This is a genomic window from Pseudomonas sp. TWR1-1-4 (assembly GCF_049897165.1).
In the GTDB taxonomy this organism is placed as follows: Bacteria; Pseudomonadota; Gammaproteobacteria; order Pseudomonadales; family Pseudomonadaceae; genus Aquipseudomonas; species Aquipseudomonas canadensis.
Genome location: NZ_JAFCVS010000003.1, coordinates 59,780 through 75,219 on the forward strand (window position 1 = coordinate 59,780; position 15,440 = coordinate 75,219).

The 15,440-nt window shown below is 60.6% G+C and carries 18 protein-coding genes; 14 read left to right on the top strand and 4 right to left on the bottom strand.

The genetic code is table 11. The features are described 5' to 3' along the window. Positions 1–13 precede the first annotated feature (13 nt). A complete protein-coding gene (locus ACP7C6_RS08585) occupies positions 14–562 on the bottom strand; it encodes an NUDIX hydrolase (RefSeq protein ID WP_028617819.1) in 549 nt (182 codons plus the stop codon). A 149-nt stretch (positions 563–711) separates the two neighbouring features. Between ACP7C6_RS08585 and ACP7C6_RS08590 the strand changes: the two genes are divergently transcribed. The 5 genes from ACP7C6_RS08590 (at position 712) to purT (ending at position 3,929) form a co-directional block, all read left to right on the top strand. Then, positions 712–1,314 carry a CoA pyrophosphatase gene (locus ACP7C6_RS08590; RefSeq protein WP_016971944.1) on the top strand — a complete coding sequence of 201 codons (603 nt, stop codon included), beginning with the start codon at positions 712–714 and terminating at the stop codon, positions 1,312–1,314. Between the two features lie 36 nt (positions 1,315–1,350). After that, a complete protein-coding gene (locus ACP7C6_RS08595) occupies positions 1,351–1,875 on the top strand; it encodes a gamma carbonic anhydrase family protein (RefSeq protein ID WP_028617818.1) in 525 nt (174 codons plus the stop codon). Further along, positions 1,872–2,087, top strand: coding sequence for a DUF1289 domain-containing protein (locus tag ACP7C6_RS08600; protein ID WP_073860040.1), 216 nt, complete (start codon positions 1,872–1,874; stop codon positions 2,085–2,087). The genes ACP7C6_RS08595 and ACP7C6_RS08600 overlap by 4 nt, the downstream gene beginning before the upstream one ends. A 123-nt stretch (positions 2,088–2,210) precedes the next feature. After that, the gene (locus ACP7C6_RS08605; protein WP_426108621.1) at positions 2,211–2,678 is read left to right on the top strand and encodes a preQ0 transporter; all 468 of its coding nucleotides are present in this window, start codon (positions 2,211–2,213) and stop codon (positions 2,676–2,678) included. Positions 2,679–2,747: 69 nt separating this feature from the next. After that, positions 2,748–3,929 carry a formate-dependent phosphoribosylglycinamide formyltransferase gene (purT, locus tag ACP7C6_RS08610; RefSeq protein ID WP_017139720.1) on the top strand — a complete coding sequence of 394 codons (1,182 nt, stop codon included), beginning with the start codon at positions 2,748–2,750 and terminating at the stop codon, positions 3,927–3,929. A gap of 108 nt (positions 3,930–4,037) precedes the next feature. Here the strand turns inward: purT and ACP7C6_RS08615 are convergent, their stop codons facing one another. The 3 genes from ACP7C6_RS08615 to ACP7C6_RS08625 form a co-directional block, all read right to left on the bottom strand. Then, positions 4,038–5,351: an MFS transporter gene (locus ACP7C6_RS08615; RefSeq protein WP_033898588.1), complete on the bottom strand. Its 1,314-nt coding sequence runs from the start codon at positions 5,349–5,351 to the stop codon at positions 4,038–4,040. Positions 5,352–5,707: 356 nt separating this feature from the next. Beyond that, positions 5,708–6,946, bottom strand: coding sequence for a transporter associated domain-containing protein (locus ACP7C6_RS08620; RefSeq protein ID WP_028617816.1), 1,239 nt, complete (start codon positions 6,944–6,946; stop codon positions 5,708–5,710). Positions 6,947–6,958: 12 nt separating this feature from the next. Continuing rightward, positions 6,959–7,771 (bottom strand): cytochrome C assembly family protein, encoded by an 813-nt coding sequence (locus tag ACP7C6_RS08625; RefSeq protein WP_426108622.1) that lies wholly within the window; start codon positions 7,769–7,771, stop codon positions 6,959–6,961. Between the two features lie 220 nt (positions 7,772–7,991). On the opposite strand from ACP7C6_RS08625, the gene ffh reads away from it, so the two are divergent. The 9 genes from ffh to ACP7C6_RS08670 all read left to right on the top strand — a co-directional run bounded on the left by ffh (position 7,992) and on the right by ACP7C6_RS08670 (position 15,416). Further along, positions 7,992–9,368 carry a signal recognition particle protein gene (ffh, locus tag ACP7C6_RS08630; RefSeq protein ID WP_426108623.1) on the top strand — a complete coding sequence of 459 codons (1,377 nt, stop codon included), beginning with the start codon at positions 7,992–7,994 and terminating at the stop codon, positions 9,366–9,368. A 250-nt stretch (positions 9,369–9,618) separates the two neighbouring features. Next, on the top strand, positions 9,619–9,870 hold the full coding sequence (gene rpsP / locus ACP7C6_RS08635; RefSeq protein ID WP_003175899.1) for a 30S ribosomal protein S16: 252 nt from the start codon (positions 9,619–9,621) through the stop codon (positions 9,868–9,870). A 5-nt stretch (positions 9,871–9,875) separates the two neighbouring features. Continuing rightward, positions 9,876–10,412, top strand: coding sequence for a ribosome maturation factor RimM (gene rimM, locus ACP7C6_RS08640; protein ID WP_028617814.1), 537 nt, complete (start codon positions 9,876–9,878; stop codon positions 10,410–10,412). Further along, positions 10,394–11,167 carry a tRNA (guanosine(37)-N1)-methyltransferase TrmD gene (gene trmD, locus ACP7C6_RS08645; RefSeq protein WP_016977714.1) on the top strand — a complete coding sequence of 258 codons (774 nt, stop codon included), beginning with the start codon at positions 10,394–10,396 and terminating at the stop codon, positions 11,165–11,167. The genes rimM and trmD overlap by 19 nt, the downstream gene beginning before the upstream one ends. A 45-nt stretch (positions 11,168–11,212) precedes the next feature. Next, complete coding sequence (rplS, locus tag ACP7C6_RS08650) at positions 11,213–11,563, top strand: 50S ribosomal protein L19 (RefSeq protein WP_003175895.1); 351 nt, start codon at positions 11,213–11,215, stop codon at positions 11,561–11,563. Between the two features lie 82 nt (positions 11,564–11,645). After that, the gene (locus ACP7C6_RS08655) at positions 11,646–12,059 is read left to right on the top strand and encodes an acyl-CoA thioesterase (RefSeq protein ID WP_003193963.1); all 414 of its coding nucleotides are present in this window, start codon (positions 11,646–11,648) and stop codon (positions 12,057–12,059) included. A gap of 152 nt (positions 12,060–12,211) precedes the next feature. Beyond that, positions 12,212–13,108, top strand: coding sequence for a site-specific tyrosine recombinase XerD (gene xerD / locus ACP7C6_RS08660; protein WP_426108624.1), 897 nt, complete (start codon positions 12,212–12,214; stop codon positions 13,106–13,108). A 142-nt stretch (positions 13,109–13,250) separates the two neighbouring features. Next, positions 13,251–13,982, top strand: a complete 732-nt coding sequence (locus ACP7C6_RS08665; protein WP_010207987.1) for a thioredoxin fold domain-containing protein — start codon at positions 13,251–13,253, stop codon at positions 13,980–13,982. 129 nt (positions 13,983–14,111) lie between these two features. Next, positions 14,112–15,416 carry a homoserine dehydrogenase gene (locus ACP7C6_RS08670; RefSeq protein ID WP_010207988.1) on the top strand — a complete coding sequence of 435 codons (1,305 nt, stop codon included), beginning with the start codon at positions 14,112–14,114 and terminating at the stop codon, positions 15,414–15,416. The last annotated feature ends 24 nt before the right edge of the window (positions 15,417–15,440 follow it).

Sequence of the window (15,440 nt, forward strand, 5' to 3'; positions counted from 1 at the left end):
GGTATCCCCAGTGTCATGGCGCGGGCTTTCCCATCGCCGGCACGGCTTCGCTGCGCACCGGGAACGACTGTTGCCTGCGGTCAGCGAAAAAGTATTCCAGGGTACGCCCGACCGTGCGGAAAGCCAGCTCGGACCAAGGGATGTCGGCTTCATCGAACAGCTGCACTTCCAGGCTTTCGGGGCCGGCGGCGAAGTCCAGGTCGAGCAGGTCGGCGCGGTAGAAAATATGCACCTGGTTGATGTGTGGCACGTCGATCAGCGTATAGATGTTCAGGTTGTGCACGCGGGCGCAGGCTTCTTCCAGGGTTTCGCGCATGGCGGCCTGTTCCACGGTCTCGCCGTTTTCCATGAAGCCGGCGGGCAGGGTCCAGTAGCCCAGGCGCGGTTCGATGGCGCGACGGCACAGCAGCACTTTATCGCCCCACACGGGTACGGTGCCGGCGACGATGTTGGGGTTCTGGTAGTGGATGGTCGAGCAGTGATCACACACAAAGCGCAGGCGGCCGTCGCCTTCGGGGATGCGTTGGGTGACCGGTTTACCGCACTGGCTGCAGAAATTCATGCTGGGGTTCCTGGAAAGTGCGTCTATCTTGGCGTGACGGGCAGGGCGCTGCAACAAGTTGTCGTTTAGCGACACGGCGCGGGTTTTGGGGTTGGGCGCCCGCGAGCTTTGGTGCATGATGCAAGGTAGCCAACAGACCGAGATGACTCATGCTGGACGAGCTACTTCGCCGGGTAAGCAATCACACCCCCCATACGCTTGAAACCGACGGGCGTTTCCCCGAGGCCGCGGTGCTGGTGCCGATTACCCGCAGTGACGAACCTGAGCTGATCCTGACCCTGCGCGCCAGTGGCCTGTCGACCCATGGTGGCGAAGTGGCCTTTCCCGGCGGGCGCCGTGACCCCGAAGACCCGGACCTGATCTTCACCGCGCTACGTGAAGCGGAAGAAGAGATCGGCCTGCCACCCGGCCTGGTGGAAGTCATCGGCCCGCTGAGCCCATTGATCTCCCTGCATGGCATTCGGGTCACGCCGTATGTCGGCGTCATCCCCGATTACGTCGAATACCTGGCCAACGATGCCGAAATTGCCGCCGTCTTCAGCGTGCCTTTGGACTTCTTCCGACAGGATCCGCGCGAACATACCCACAGGATCGATTACCAGGGCCGTAGTTGGTACGTGCCCAGCTATCGATTCGGCGAATACAAGATCTGGGGGCTGACGGCGATCATGATCGTCGAGTTGATCAACCTCCTCTATGACGATGCCAAGATCAGCCTGCACCAACCACCCAAGAGTTTCATCAACATCTAAGCCATCGCTTGAATGGCAACGCCGTGAGGAAACACCATGAAATACCGCCTGGGCGACGCCCGCGTCGAGACGCATCCACACAGCTGGGTGGCGCCGAATGCCACGCTGGTGGGCAAGGTCAAGCTGGAGGAGGGCGCCAATGTCTGGTTCAACGCGGTGTTGCGTGGCGACAACGAACTGATCCTGATCGGCAAGAACAGCAACGTGCAGGACGGTAGCGTGATGCACACCGACATGGGCTACCCGCTGACCCTGGGCACCGGCGTGACCATTGGCCATAACGCCATGTTGCACGGCTGCACGGTGGATGATTACAGCCTGATCGGCATCAACGCGGTGATCCTCAATGGCGCCAAGATCGGCAAGCACTGCATCATCGGCGCCAATTCGCTGATCGGCGAAGGCAAGGAAATTCCCGATGGTTCGCTGGTGATGGGTTCGCCGGGCAAGGTGGTGCGTGAATTGACCGACGCACAGAAGCGCATGCTTGAAGCCAGCGCCGCGCACTATGTGCATAACTCGCAGCGTTATGCGCGTGACCTGGTTGAGCAGGAAGAATGAGCCCGATCGAGCGCCCCGTTGCGTCGCCGTGCGTGAGCATTTGTGCATTGGATGACGACGATATTTGTACTGGCTGCCAGCGCACGGTGGATGAGATTACGCGTTGGAGTCGCATGGATAACGCCGAGCGCCGGGTGGTGTTGGGGTTGTGTCATGAGCGGGCGGTGACGAGTGGGCTGGTGTTTATGGTTTCCGGGAAATCCGGCGGCTGAGTGCTATCCCCTGTAGGAGCGAGCTTGCTCGCGAAAAACTCGATGACACCGCGTATAGTCAGGTACCCCGCGTAATCGTTAATGTTTTTCGCGAGCAAGCTCGCTCCTACAGGTTTTCGCCCCATGCTCTTCCTGATCGCCTACATCAGCAGCGTCGTGCTGATCAACTTCGCCTTCTCCACCGCCCCGCACCTGGACGTTATCTGGTCTGCTTGGGGTGGCCTGGTCTTTATCCTGCGCGACATGGTGCAAACCCGCTTCGGCCACGGTGCGATCATCGCCATGCTGGCTGCGCTGGTGCTGTCGTATGTCACGTCCGACCCAGCCATCGCCCTGGCCAGCGCCACGGCCTTCGCGGTGTCCGAGTGCATCGACTGGCTGGTGTTCAGCATCACCAAGCGCCCGTTGCACGACCGCCTGTGGATAAGTTCGGCGCTGAGTATTCCTCTCGATACCTTCATCTTCTTCGGCTTGATCGGCGCGCTCACCCCAGCGGTAGTGGGCACCGCGCTGGTGTCGAAATTCGCCGGGGTCACGGTGGTGTGGTTGATCATGGCCTGGCGCATCCGCAAGCGCGCCGTCGTCAACTGAGGCCAATTGCTGCAGTTCATGTAAAATGCCGGCCTTTCTCCCAATGATCCGCTCCCCTGAGGACCTGAGATGACCCGAATCGGAACTCCATTGTCGCCAACCGCGACCCGCGTTTTGCTGTGTGGCTGCGGTGAGCTGGGCAAGGAAGTGGTAATCGAACTGCAACGCCTGGGCGTTGAAGTGATTGCCGTGGATCGCTACGCCAATGCGCCGGCCATGCAGGTGGCGCACCGTAGCCACGTGATCAACATGCTCGACGGCGCTGCGTTGCGTGCGGTGATCGAGGCCGAGAAGCCGCACTTCATCGTGCCGGAAATCGAAGCCATCGCCACCGCGACCCTGGTAGAACTGGAAGCCGAAGGCTTCACCGTGATCCCGACCGCGCGCGCCACCTCGTTGACCATGAACCGTGAAGGCATCCGCCGCCTGGCCGCTGAAGAGCTGGACCTGCCGACCTCGCCGTACCACTTCGCCGATACCTTCGAAGACTACAGCAAAGCCGTGCAGGACCTGGGCTTCCCCTGCGTGGTCAAGCCGGTGATGAGTTCGTCGGGCAAAGGCCAGAGCCTGCTGCGCAGCGCCGATGATGTGCAGAAAGCCTGGGACTATGCCCAGGAAGGTGGTCGTGCCGGTAAAGGCCGCGTGATCATCGAAGGCTTTATCGACTTCGACTACGAAATCACTCTGTTGACCGTGCGTCACATCGGCGGCACCACGTTCTGTGCCCCGGTCGGTCACCGTCAGGAGAAGGGCGACTACCAGGAATCCTGGCAGCCGCAGGCCATGAGCCCGATTGCCCTGGCAGAGTCCGAGCGTGTTGCCAAAGCGGTGACCGAGGCCCTGGGAGGTCGTGGTCTGTTTGGCGTTGAGCTGTTCATCAAGGGGGATCAGGTGTGGTTCAGCGAAGTCTCGCCGCGCCCGCATGACACCGGTTTGGTGACCTTGATTTCCCAGGACCTGTCGCAGTTTGCGCTGCATGCGCGCGCAATCCTGGGCCTGCCGATCCCGTTGATCCGTCAGTTCGGGCCTTCGGCCTCGGCGGTGATCCTGGTAGAAGGCCAGTCGACCCAGACTGCGTTCGCCAACCTCGGTGCTGCGCTGAGCGAGCCGGACACGGCGTTGCGTCTGTTTGGCAAGCCGGAAGTGAATGGCCAGCGCCGCATGGGCGTGGCGCTGGCGCGGGATGAGTCGATTGAAGCGGCTCGGGCTAAGGCGACCCGTGCTTCGAAGGCTGTTGTAGTAGAGCTGTAAGGCAGGCCCTGTAGGAGCGAGCTTGCTCGCGAAGGCATTTCAGGCGCATTGCGGCGTCGGATGTACCTTTTTCGCGAGCAAGCTCGCTCCTACAGGTGATTCGGTCTATCAGACGACCTTGTTCAAGTCATTATCCCGCGTCTCTTTCAGGCACAGCACAGCAATCAAGCTGAGCAATGCTGCCGCCGACACATACCCGCCGACATAACTCAGCCCACCCATCGCCACCAGCTTGGTCGCGAAAAACGGTGCGGCCGACGCGCCTACAATCCCGCCCAGGTTATACGCCGCCGAAGCACCGGTATAACGCACGCGGGTCGGGAACAGTTCCGGCAGCATGGCGCCCATCGGCGCGAAGGTCACGCCCATCAGGAACAGCTCCAAGGCCAGGAACAGCGCTACGGCCCAGGTCGAACCGTGAGTCAGCAGCGGTTCCATGGTGAAGCCCGACAGGATCGCCAGGATCGCGCCGACAATCAGCACCGGCTTGCGTCCGTAGCGATCACTGGCCAGCGCCGCCAATGGCGTCGCCAGTCCCATGAACAGCACCGCAAAGCACAGCAGACCGAGGAAGGTCTCGCGGCTGTAGCCCAGGGTTGAAACGCCATAACTCAGGGAAAACGCGGTGGTGATATAGAACAGCGCGTAACACACCACCATCGACGCAGCGCCCAGCAACACCGGCAGCCAATGCTGGCTGAACAACTCCACCAGTGGCACCTTGACCGGCGCTTCCTTGGCGACGGCGTTGGCGAACACCGGCGTTTCGTGCAGCTTCAGTCGCGCGTACAGGCCAACCATCACCAGCGCAGCGCTGAGGATGAACGGGATGCGCCAGCCCCAGCTGCGGAACTGCTCGTCGTTCAGGCTCATGGCCAGAATCAGGAACAAGCCGTTGGCGGCCAGGAAGCCGATCGAAGGGCCCAATTGCGGGAACATGCCAAACCAGGCGCGCTTACCCTTGGGCGCGTTCTCGGTGGCCAGCAGCGCCGCGCCGCCCCACTCACCGCCCAAGCCGAGGCCTTGGCCGAACCGCAGCACACACAACAGGATCGGCGCCCAGGCCCCGATGCTGTCATAGCCGGGCAGCAAGCCAATCAGCGTGGTACATACGCCCATCAGCAGCAGTGACGCCACCAGTGTGGATTTACGCCCGATGCGGTCGCCGAAGTGGCCGAACAGCGCTGAGCCCAGCGGGCGGGCGATGAAGGCGATACCGAAGGTGAGGAATGACGCCAGCATCTGTGCGGTGCCAGAGGTCTGCGGGAAGAACACCGGGCCGATCACCAGCGCAGCGGCCGTGGCGTAGATATAGAAGTCGTAGAACTCGATGGCGGTGCCGACGATGCTCGCCGTGGCGACCCGTGCAGTCGAGTTGGTCGGGGCGGCGGCGGGCGCGGCCTCGTTGTAGGTGGTGCTCATGGTGGTGTCCCTGATGGTCATTGCGCGTTTGGACGCGGATTATTATTGGTCGAACACCCATGGATCAGGGTTGTGCGCGGGCAGGCTCGGGATGGGAGCGAACACCGGTCGGACACGATAAGGCGGTGCCTGGACACGCTGGGTGCGGGTAGCACGCGGTCGGGCGCGGCTCTGGTAAGCCGCACCGATTATAGGAAGGGGTTTGAACATACAACAAGGGGGCTGACACGCCGCAAATCAAAATGTGGGAGCGGGCTTGCTCGCGAAAGCAGTGGGTCAGTCAGCTCATCTTCAGCTGGTCTACCGCATTCGCGAGCAAGCCCGCTCCCACAGGGAGAATGTGTTTCGCCAGCAGCTTATACGGCGACCGGCATTCGGCTGGTGTGCCAGATCAGCACCTTGCTCACCCGGTTGTCCTCGGTCTCGAGGATTTCCAGGCGGTAGCGCCCGATTTTCAGGCACACCGCGCAATCGGGAATGGTCTCCAGCGCTTCGGTGACCAGGCCGTTGAGGGTCTTGGGGCCGTCGCTGGGCAGGTGCCAGTTCAGGCTCTTGTTGAGTTCGCGGATCGATGCAGCGCCATCGATGATGTAGCGGCCGTCCGGCTGAGGCTCGATATGCGGGTTGTCGGCACTCTGCTCGCTTTCGAATTCGCCGACGATTTCTTCGAGAATGTCTTCCAGGGTCACGATACCCAGCACTTCGCCGTATTCATCCACCACCATGCCCAGGCGGCGCTGCTGCTTGTGAAAGTTAAGCAGTTGCAGTTGCAGGGGCGTGCTTTCCGGGACGAAGTAGGGTTCGTGGCAGGCGGCGAGCAAGGCCTCTTTGGTCAGGCTGGCGTCGGGCAGCAGGTGCTGGATCTGCCGGGTGTTGAGCACGGCCTGCACTTGGTTGATATCACTGTGGAACACCGGCAGGCGCGTACGCTGGGAGGTGCGCAGTTGCTCGATGATCTCTTCGATCGAGTCGTCCAGGTTGATGCCGTCCACTTCACTGCGCGGCACCAGGATGTCGTTGACAGTGATGTTGTCCAGGGCGTGGATGCCGGGCATGCCAGGGGTGTGGCCTTCGTCGGATTCGGCTTCCCGCTCGTCGTCATGGTCGGGCAGCGGTTCGTCGCTCTGTTTCACCACGCCGGATTTGCGTGCGAACGGGCGCAGCAGCAACAGGCTGATGCCATTGAGCAGCCAGGCCAGCGGGTAGAGGATTTTCAGCGGCACGCCCAACAGCGTATTGCCAAAGCCCAGCACGGCCTGCGGATGGCGGACGGCGAGGGCGCGGGGCAGGTAGTCGGCCAGAACCAGCAGGATCGCGCAGGAGATCATCCAACCCAGCCAGGGCCCGTTCTGCGCCCAGGCATAGATGGCCAGCAGCGTGCAGAGGATCACCACGGCGGCGCGACACAGGCTGTTGCACAGGATCAGGCTGTTACGCGGAAAGCTCAGGCGGGTGGCGGCCTTGTCGCCCTGGCGTGTGCCGGGGCGCAGGGCCAGCAGGTGTTGTTGCGCGGCTTCGATGGCGGTGAATAGTGCGGCCCATAGGACCAGCAGGGCGATTACCGCGAGCATCGGCTCCAGTGGCAGGTTGTCCATGATCGCTGCCCGTCAGATATGCAGGATGTATTCGCGGACCAGCTTGCTGCCGAAATAGGCCAGCATCAGCAGGCAGAAACCGGCCAGGGTCCAGCGGATCGCCTTGTGCCCGCGCCAGCCGAGGCGGTTGCGGCCCCACAGCAACACGCTGAACACCACCCAGGCCAGGCACGCTAGCAGGGTCTTGTGCACCAAGTGCTGGGCGAACAGGTTTTCGACGAACAGCCAGCCGGAGATCAGCGACAGCGACAACAGCGTCCAGCCGGCCCACAGGAAGCCGAACAGCAGGCTTTCCATGGTTTGCAGCGGCGGGAAGTTCTTGATCAGCCCCGAGGGGTGCTTGTGCTTGAGTTGGTGGTCCTGCAGCAGCAGGAGCAGGGCCTGGAACACCGCGATGGTGAACATGCCGTAAGCGAGGATCGACAGCAGGATGTGCGCGAGGATGCCCGGCTCTTCATCAATCACCTGCACCGTGCCGGTCGGGGCGAATTGCGCCATCAGTACCGTAAGCATCCCCAGCGGGAATAGCAGCACCAGCAGGTTCTCGACGGGAATCCGGTAGCAGGCCAGCAGGGTCAATGCGATGACGGCAGCCGCGATGAGGCTGGCGGCGCTGAAAAAATCCAGGCCCAGGCCGACGGGCGTCATCAAATGGGTAAACAGGCTGGCAGCATGGGCCAGCAGGGCGAGGACGCCAAGGCCGACGAGCAGGCGTTTGTCCGCCTTGGCGCCTTGGGCCAGACGAGTGCTCTGGTAGAGAGTCGCAGCGGCATACAAAATGGCGGCGGCGAGGCTGGGTAGCAAACTGGGTGACAAAGGGAGCATAAATCCTGTTAGGCAAGCCCGAAAGGCGCTGAGTTTGGCATACCCCCGCGTAACACGAAAGACTCTCAAGCCAGACAGCGGGTGTGCATGGCGGCAGTCTTCGCTATAATCCGCGACCTGCCCACGCCGCAGGCTCACCGAGCGCTGTTTTTAATAGCGATTTACCACAGCCTGGGCCGCCATTACCTCGGTCTATGAATAGGGCCTGAAAGGATCGCGCATGTTTGAAAATCTGACTGACCGTCTCTCGCAGACGCTGCGCCATGTCACCGGCAAGGCCAAGCTGACCGAGGACAATATTAAAGACACCCTGCGTGAAGTGCGCATGGCGTTGCTGGAAGCCGACGTGGCTTTGCCGGTGGTGAAGGACTTCGTCAACTCGGTCAAAGAGCGCGCGGTGGGCACCGAAGTGTCTCGCAGCCTCACGCCGGGCCAAGCCTTTGTGAAGATCGTCCAGGCCGAGCTCGAAAGCCTGATGGGCGCGGCCAATGAAGACTTGAACCTCAGCGCCGTGCCGCCGGCCGTCGTATTGATGGCCGGTCTGCAAGGTGCGGGTAAGACCACCACCGCCGGCAAGCTGGCGCGCTTCCTTAAAGAGCGCAAGAAGAAGTCCGTGATGGTGGTGTCGGCCGACGTGTACCGTCCGGCGGCCATCAAGCAGTTGGAAATGCTCGCTGGCGAAGTAGGCGTGACTTTCTTCCCGTCCGACCTGAGCCAGAAGCCGGTCGACATCGCCAACGCGGCTATTAAAGAAGCCAAGCTGAAGTTCATCGAAGTGGTCATCGTCGATACCGCCGGTCGCCTGCACATCGACGAAGAGATGATGGGCGAGATCAAGGCGCTGCATGCCGCGATCAACCCGGTCGAGACGCTGTTCGTGGTCGACGCCATGACCGGCCAGGATGCGGCCAATACCGCCAAGGCCTTTGGTGACGCACTGCCGCTGACCGGCGTGATCCTGACCAAGGTGGACGGTGACGCCCGCGGCGGTGCTGCGCTGTCGGTACGTGCCATCACCGGCAAGCCGATCAAGTTCATCGGTATGGGCGAGAAGAGCGAAGCGCTCGAGCCGTTCCACCCAGAGCGTATTGCCTCGCGCATCCTCGGCATGGGCGACGTGCTCAGCCTGATCGAGCAGGCCGAAGCCACGCTCGACAAGGACAAGGCCGACAAGCTGGCCAAAAAGCTGAAGAAGGGCAAGGGCTTCGACCTCGAAGACTTCCGCGACCAGCTGCAACAAATGAAGAACATGGGCGGTCTTGGCGGCCTGATGGACAAACTGCCGAACATCGGCGGTGTGAACCTGGCGCAGATGGGCAATGCCCAGGGCGCGGCAGAGAAGCAGTTCAAGCAGATGGAGGCCATCATCAACTCCATGACCCCGGCCGAGCGCCGCGATCCCGAGCTGATCAGCGGTTCGCGCAAGCGCCGGATCGCCATGGGTTCCGGCACCCAGGTGCAGGACATCGGTCGCTTGATCAAGCAACACAAGCAGATGCAGAAGATGATGAAGAAATTTTCCGCCAAGGGCGGAATGGCCAAGATGATGCGCGGCATGGGCGGTATGTTGCCCGGCGGCGGGATGCCAAAGATGTAAAGAATTCGAGCAGAAGTTCGCTTCTGCTCCGACCCACAGGGATGTGGGATCTCCAGCAAACCCGCCGTTGGCGGGGGCTGACCGGCCGTTTTAACCGACGGCTCTATAGCAGATCTGAGTGGCACGCTGATAGGCGCCAGAAAAAGACATTTGCAAAAGTCCGGATATTCCTTAGAATATGCGGCCTTTCGGGCACCTATGCCCGCTGTGCATTTAGATTTGCAGCACCGACTACAGGAACGATGTTCACATGCTAACAATCCGTCTTGCCCTTGGCGGCTCCAAAAAGCGCCCGTTTTACCACTTGACCGTAACCGACAGCCGCAACCCGCGTGACGGTTCGCACAAGGAACAGGTTGGTTTCTTCAACCCTGTTGCTCGTGGTCAAGAAGTTCGTCTGTCCGTGAACCAAGAGCGCGTAGCCTACTGGCTGAGCGTGGGTGCACAGCCATCCGAGCGCGTTGCAAAACTGTTGAAGGACTCGGCTAAGGCCGCAGCCTGAGCAATATGAACGCGACGCCAGCTGTTGCTGATGATTTGATCGTTATCGGCAAGATTTACTCTGTTCATGGCGTTCGCGGCGAAGTGAAGGTGTATTCCTTTACTGATCCGACTGAAAACCTGTTGCAGTACAAGACCTGGACGCTCAAGCGCGAAGGTAGTGTGAAGCAGGTTGAGCTGGTCAGTGGACGCGGGAGCGATAAGTTCCTGGTCGCAAAGCTCAAGGGTCTTGATGACCGTGAAGAAGCTCGTCTTCTGGCCGGTTATGAGATCTGCGTGCCGCGAGACCTGTTCCCTGAATTGACCGACGGTGAGTACTACTGGTACCAGCTGGAAGGTCTGAAGGTTATTGATCAACTCGGGCAATTGTTCGGGAAAATCGATCATCTTCTGGAAACCGGCGCCAATGATGTAATGGTGGTCAAGCCTTGCGCTGGCAGCCTGGATGATCGCGAACGCCTGTTGCCCTATACCGAGCAATGCGTGTTGGCCGTCGACCTGGCAGCGGGCGAGATGAAGGTGGAATGGGACGCGGACTTCTAAGCGTGGCTAATTTGCGCATTGAAGTGATCAGTTTGTTTCCCGAGATGTTTTCCGCCATCAGCGAGTACGGCATCACCAGTCGGGCGGTGAAACAGGGGCTGTTGCAGCTCACCTGTTGGAACCCGCGAGACTACACGACGGATCGACATCACACTGTAGACGATCGCCCATTTGGCGGTGGTCCGGGCATGGTGATGAAGATCAAGCCCCTGGAAGACGCGTTGGTTCAGGCCAAGGCCGCCGCCGGGGAGAAGGCGAAGGTAATTTACCTGTCCCCTCAAGGCCGCCAGCTGAAACAGGCTGGGGTCCGCGAACTGGCGAATGAGGAAGCACTGATCCTGATTGCCGGTCGCTATGAAGGCATTGACGAGCGTTTTATTGAAGCTCATGTCGATGAAGAGTGGTCGATTGGGGACTATGTCCTGTCTGGCGGCGAGCTGCCGGCGATGGTCCTGATAGATGCGGTTACACGACTGCTGCCTGGAGCTTTAGGGCATGCGGACTCCGCGGAGGAAGATTCCTTCACGGATGGTTTGCTGGATTGCCCGCACTACACCCGACCGGAGGTGTATGCGGATCAGCGTGTTCCCGACGTATTGCTAAGTGGCAATCACGCACACATCCGGCGTTGGCGTTTACAGCAGTCCCTTGGTCGGACCTATGAACGACGCGCCGATCTTCTGGAAAGCCGCTCGCTTTCTGGAGAAGAGAAGAAGCTGCTCGAGGAATACATCCTCGCGCGGGACGATAGTTAACAACGTATCGATGGTAGGTCCATTGACTTACCTTAGGAGCACAGCATGACTAACAAAATCATCCTTGCACTCGAAGCAGAGCAGATGACCAAAGAGATCCCTACCTTTGCCCCGGGCGACACCATTGTCGTTCAGGTGAAAGTGAAGGAAGGCGACCGTTCGCGTCTGCAAGCGTTCGAAGGCGTGGTAATCGCCAAGCGTAACCGTGGTGTGAACAGTGCTTTCACTGTTCGTAAAATCTCCAACGGTGTTGGCGTAGAGCGTACTTTCCAGACCTACAGCCCGCAAATCGACAGCATGGCCGTCAAGCGTCGCGGTGACGTACGTAAAGCCAAGCTGTACTACCTGCGTGACCTGTCCGGTAAAGCAGCTCGCATCAAGGAAAAACTGGCTTAAGTCCAGCTTCCCGATGCAGAAAAAAGCAGCCTACGGGCTGCTTTTTTGTGCCTGAAATTTGTCTATTTGCCGGTATTTGTCCATGACCACCCGCCTCGAAGAAATCCAGCGCCGCACCGACCTGTCCGTGACCCACGTGACCAAGGCCGTGTTCCCGCCGACCACCAACCACCACAACACCCTGTTCGGCGGCACCGCCCTGGCGTGGATGGATGAAGTGTCGTTCATTACCGCCACGCGCTTTTGTCGCTTGCCGCTGGTGACGGTGTCTACCGACCGTATCGACTTCAATCATGCGATCCCGGCCGGCTCCATCGTTGAGCTGATCGGTCGCGTAATCAAGGTGGGGAACACCAGCCTCAAGGTTGAAGTGGAAGTGTTCGTAGAGAGCATGAGCGCCGATGGCCGCGAGAAGGCGATCCAAGGTGTGTTCAGTTTTGTGGCGATTGATGCCGATAAGCGTCCGGTGCCTGTGCTGCCTGGGTTTGTAGACTGATCCTGGACCGAGCCGCGGCCATCGCAGGCAAGCCAGCTCCCACATTTGATCGGTGGAGGTTACAAATCAGTGACCCGACACAAAACCCCTGTGGGAGCTGGCTTGCCTGCGATAGGATCTAACAGACACTACAGTAATCCGCCTGAGCCCCCATGCCCGCCATCGACAACCCTCTGATCGACCGCTTCCTTGACGCACTGTGGCTGGAAAAAGGCCTGTCAGACAACACGCGCCAGGCCTACCGCAGCGACCTGGCGCTGTTCAACGGCTGGCTACAGGAAAAAAACCTCGAATTGATCAACGCCGGCCGCGAGCTGATCCTCGATCACCTGGCCTGGCGTCTGGAGCAGAACTACAAGCCACGCTCCACCGCGCGATTCCTTTCCGGTGTGCGTGGGTTTTATCGCTATCTGCTGCGGGAAAAGTTGATCGCCCTCGATCCCACCCTGCAAGTCGACATGCCACAACTCGGCAGGCCATTGCCCAAATCCCTGTCGGAAGCCGACGTGGAGGCCTTGCTCGCCGCGCCGGATTTAAGTGAGGCCATCGGCCAGCGCGACCGTGCCATGCTGGAGGTGTTGTATGCCTGCGGCCTGCGGGTGACCGAATTGATTAGCCTCACCCTGGAGCAAGTCAACCTGCGTCAGGGCGTGCTGCGGGTGATGGGCAAGGGCAGCAAGGAACGGCTGGTGCCGATGGGCGAAGAGGCGATTGTCTGGGTCGAGCGTTATATGCGTGATGCTCGCAGTGAGCTGCTTGGCGGGCGGCCCAGCGACGTGCTGTTCCCCAGCCTGCGCGGCGAGCAGATGACCCGGCAGACCTTCTGGCATCGTATCAAGCACCAGGCCAAGATCGCCGGTATCGGCAAGACCTTGTCACCCCACACGTTGCGCCATGCATTTGCCACGCATTTGCTCAACCACGGTGCGGATTTGCGCGTGGTGCAAATGTTGCTCGGCCATAGCGACTTATCCACAACCCAAATCTACACCCACGTCGCGCGTGCACGTTTGCAGGATATGCACGCCAAGCACCACCCGCGAGGCTGAAAACCGCCAATTTATCCCGTCACGGGCTGCCCTGCGGCCCAACTGTGGTAGGCTTTGCCGGTTAGCAAAGGGGACGGCCCATGCCCGAGTTTCCACATCGGTGCTACTGCTCCCGTCCCTGCATCTGCCTTCAGGAGTTCCCATGCGCTTGACCCAGATTATTGCCGCCGCAGCCATTGCGTTGGTTTCTACCTTTGCCTTCGCCGATGACGCTGCCGAGCAGACCATCCGCAAGAGCCTGGCCAACCTGCAACTCGATACCCCGATCGAAAGCATCAGCGCCAGCCCGATGGCCGGCCTGTATGAAGTCAAGCTCAAGGGCAGCCGCGTGCTGTACGCCAGTGCCGACGGCCAGTACATCGTCCAGGGTTACCTGTTCCAGCTGAAGGACGGCAAGCCGGTCAACCTCACCGAGAAAGCCGAGCGCCTGGGCGTGTCCAAGCTGATCAATGGCATTCCGGTAGCAGAAACCGTGGTTTACCCGGCCATCGGCGAGACCAAGACCCATATCACCGTGTTCACCGATACCACTTGCCCGTACTGCCACAAGCTGCACGCCGAAGTGCCGGCGCTGAACAAGCTGGGCGTGGAAGTGCGCTACGTCGCGTTCCCGCGCCAGGGCCTGGGTTCGCCGGGTGACGAGCAGTTGCAAGCCGTGTGGTGCTCGGCCGACAAGAAAGCAGCCATGGACAAGATGGTCGATGGCAAGGAAATCAAGGCGGCCAAATGTGCCAATCCGGTTTCCAAGCAGTTCGCCCTGGGCCAGTCCATCGGCGTGAACGGTACACCGGCCATCGTTTTGGCTGACGGCCAAGTGATTCCGGGCTACCAGCCGGCACCACAAGTTGCCAAACTGGCGCTCAGTGCCAAATAAATCAGTATCGTCGAAATGTCGACGATCAAGGCTCGCTGACACGTCAGCGGGTCGTTAATTGCAAGCCGCAGTCGTGCGGCTGTTTTCCACGGCCGACCTAGCGTCGGCCGTTTCATGGGGAGTTCTTCAGTGAAACCGGTCAAAGTAGGCATCTGTGGGTTAGGGACCGTCGGTGGCGGCACCTTTAACGTACTTCAGCGTAACGCTGAGGAAATTTCCCGCCGCGCAGGTCGCGGGATTGAAGTGGCGCAAATTGCCACGCGTTCGCCAAAGCCTCAGTTCGAAACGACCGGTATTGCGATTACCAACGATGTCTTCGCCGTTGCCACCAACCCTGAAATCGATATCGTCATCGAGCTGGTCGGCGGCTACACCGTGGCCCGTGAGCTGGTGCTCAAGGCCATCGAGAACGGCAAGCACGTGGTTACCGCCAACAAGGCGCTGATCGCCGTGCACGGCAACGAGATCTTCGCCAAGGCGCGTGAGAAGGGCGTGATCGTGGCGTTCGAAGCCGCCGTGGCCGGTGGCATCCCGGTGATCAAGGCGATCCGTGAAGGCCTGTCCGCCAACCGCATCAACTGGGTGGCCGGCATCATCAACGGCACCGGTAACTTCATCCTTACCGAAATGCGCGAAAAGGGCCGCACCTTCGAAGACGTGCTTGCCGAAGCCCAGGCCCTGGGTTACGCCGAAGCCGACCCGACTTTCGACGTGGAAGGTATCGACGCCGCTCACAAGCTGACCATCCTGGCGTCCATCGCCTTTGGTATCCCGCTGCAGTTCGACAAGGCCTACACCGAAGGCATCACCAAGCTGACCACCGCCGACGTGAACTACGCCGAAGCCTTGGGCTACCGCATCAAGCACCTGGGCGTCGCGCGTAGCACACCTGCGGGCATCGAGCTGCGTGTGCACCCGACGCTGATCCCGGCCGACCGCCTGATCGCCAACGTCAATGGCGTGATGAACGCTGTGATGGTCAACGGTGATGCGGCCGGTTCGACCCTGTTCTACGGCGCCGGTGCCGGCATGGAGCCGACCGCTTCGTCGGTGATCGCCGACCTGGTGGATGTGGTCCGCGCCATGACCAGCGACCCGGAAAACCGCGTGCCGCACCTGGCCTTCCAGCCGGATTCGCTGTCGGCGCACCCGATCCTGCCGATCGAAGCCTGCGAAAGCGCCTACTACCTGCGCATCCAGGCCCAGGACCATCCGGGCGTGTTGGCCCAGGTCGCCAGCATCCTGTCGGAGCGCGGTATCAATATCGAGTCGATCATGCAGAAGGAAGTCGAGGAGCAAAACGGCCAGGTGCCGATGATCCTGCTGACTCACCGCGTGCTCGAACAGCACATCAACGATGCCATCGCTGCCCTGGAAGCCCTGCAAGGCGTGGTCGGCCCCGTGGTGCGGATCCGCGTCGAACACCTGAACTAATGGTTTTGCTGCAAGGGCCCCGCA

Excerpts from the sequence above, each read along its gene's own strand:
- ACP7C6_RS08585 (WP_028617819.1), bottom strand. The coding sequence starts at position 562 with ATGAATTTCTGCAGCCAGTGCGGTAAACCGGTCACCCAACGCATCCCC.
- ACP7C6_RS08590 (WP_016971944.1), top strand. The coding sequence starts at position 712 with ATGCTGGACGAGCTACTTCGCCGGGTAAGCAATCACACCCCCCATACG.
- ACP7C6_RS08595 (WP_028617818.1), top strand. The coding sequence starts at position 1,351 with ATGAAATACCGCCTGGGCGACGCCCGCGTCGAGACGCATCCACACAGC.
- ACP7C6_RS08600 (WP_073860040.1), top strand. The coding sequence starts at position 1,872 with ATGAGCCCGATCGAGCGCCCCGTTGCGTCGCCGTGCGTGAGCATTTGT.
- ACP7C6_RS08605 (WP_426108621.1), top strand. The coding sequence starts at position 2,211 with ATGCTCTTCCTGATCGCCTACATCAGCAGCGTCGTGCTGATCAACTTC.
- purT (WP_017139720.1), top strand. The coding sequence starts at position 2,748 with ATGACCCGAATCGGAACTCCATTGTCGCCAACCGCGACCCGCGTTTTG.
- ACP7C6_RS08615 (WP_033898588.1), bottom strand. The coding sequence starts at position 5,351 with ATGAGCACCACCTACAACGAGGCCGCGCCCGCCGCCGCCCCGACCAAC.
- ACP7C6_RS08620 (WP_028617816.1), bottom strand. The coding sequence starts at position 6,946 with ATGGACAACCTGCCACTGGAGCCGATGCTCGCGGTAATCGCCCTGCTG.
- ACP7C6_RS08625 (WP_426108622.1), bottom strand. The coding sequence starts at position 7,771 with ATGCTCCCTTTGTCACCCAGTTTGCTACCCAGCCTCGCCGCCGCCATT.
- ffh (WP_426108623.1), top strand. The coding sequence starts at position 7,992 with ATGTTTGAAAATCTGACTGACCGTCTCTCGCAGACGCTGCGCCATGTC.
- rpsP (WP_003175899.1), top strand. The coding sequence starts at position 9,619 with ATGCTAACAATCCGTCTTGCCCTTGGCGGCTCCAAAAAGCGCCCGTTT.
- rimM (WP_028617814.1), top strand. The coding sequence starts at position 9,876 with ATGAACGCGACGCCAGCTGTTGCTGATGATTTGATCGTTATCGGCAAG.
- trmD (WP_016977714.1), top strand. The coding sequence starts at position 10,394 with ATGGGACGCGGACTTCTAAGCGTGGCTAATTTGCGCATTGAAGTGATC.
- rplS (WP_003175895.1), top strand. The coding sequence starts at position 11,213 with ATGACTAACAAAATCATCCTTGCACTCGAAGCAGAGCAGATGACCAAA.
- ACP7C6_RS08655 (WP_003193963.1), top strand. The coding sequence starts at position 11,646 with ATGACCACCCGCCTCGAAGAAATCCAGCGCCGCACCGACCTGTCCGTG.
- xerD (WP_426108624.1), top strand. The coding sequence starts at position 12,212 with ATGCCCGCCATCGACAACCCTCTGATCGACCGCTTCCTTGACGCACTG.
- ACP7C6_RS08665 (WP_010207987.1), top strand. The coding sequence starts at position 13,251 with ATGCGCTTGACCCAGATTATTGCCGCCGCAGCCATTGCGTTGGTTTCT.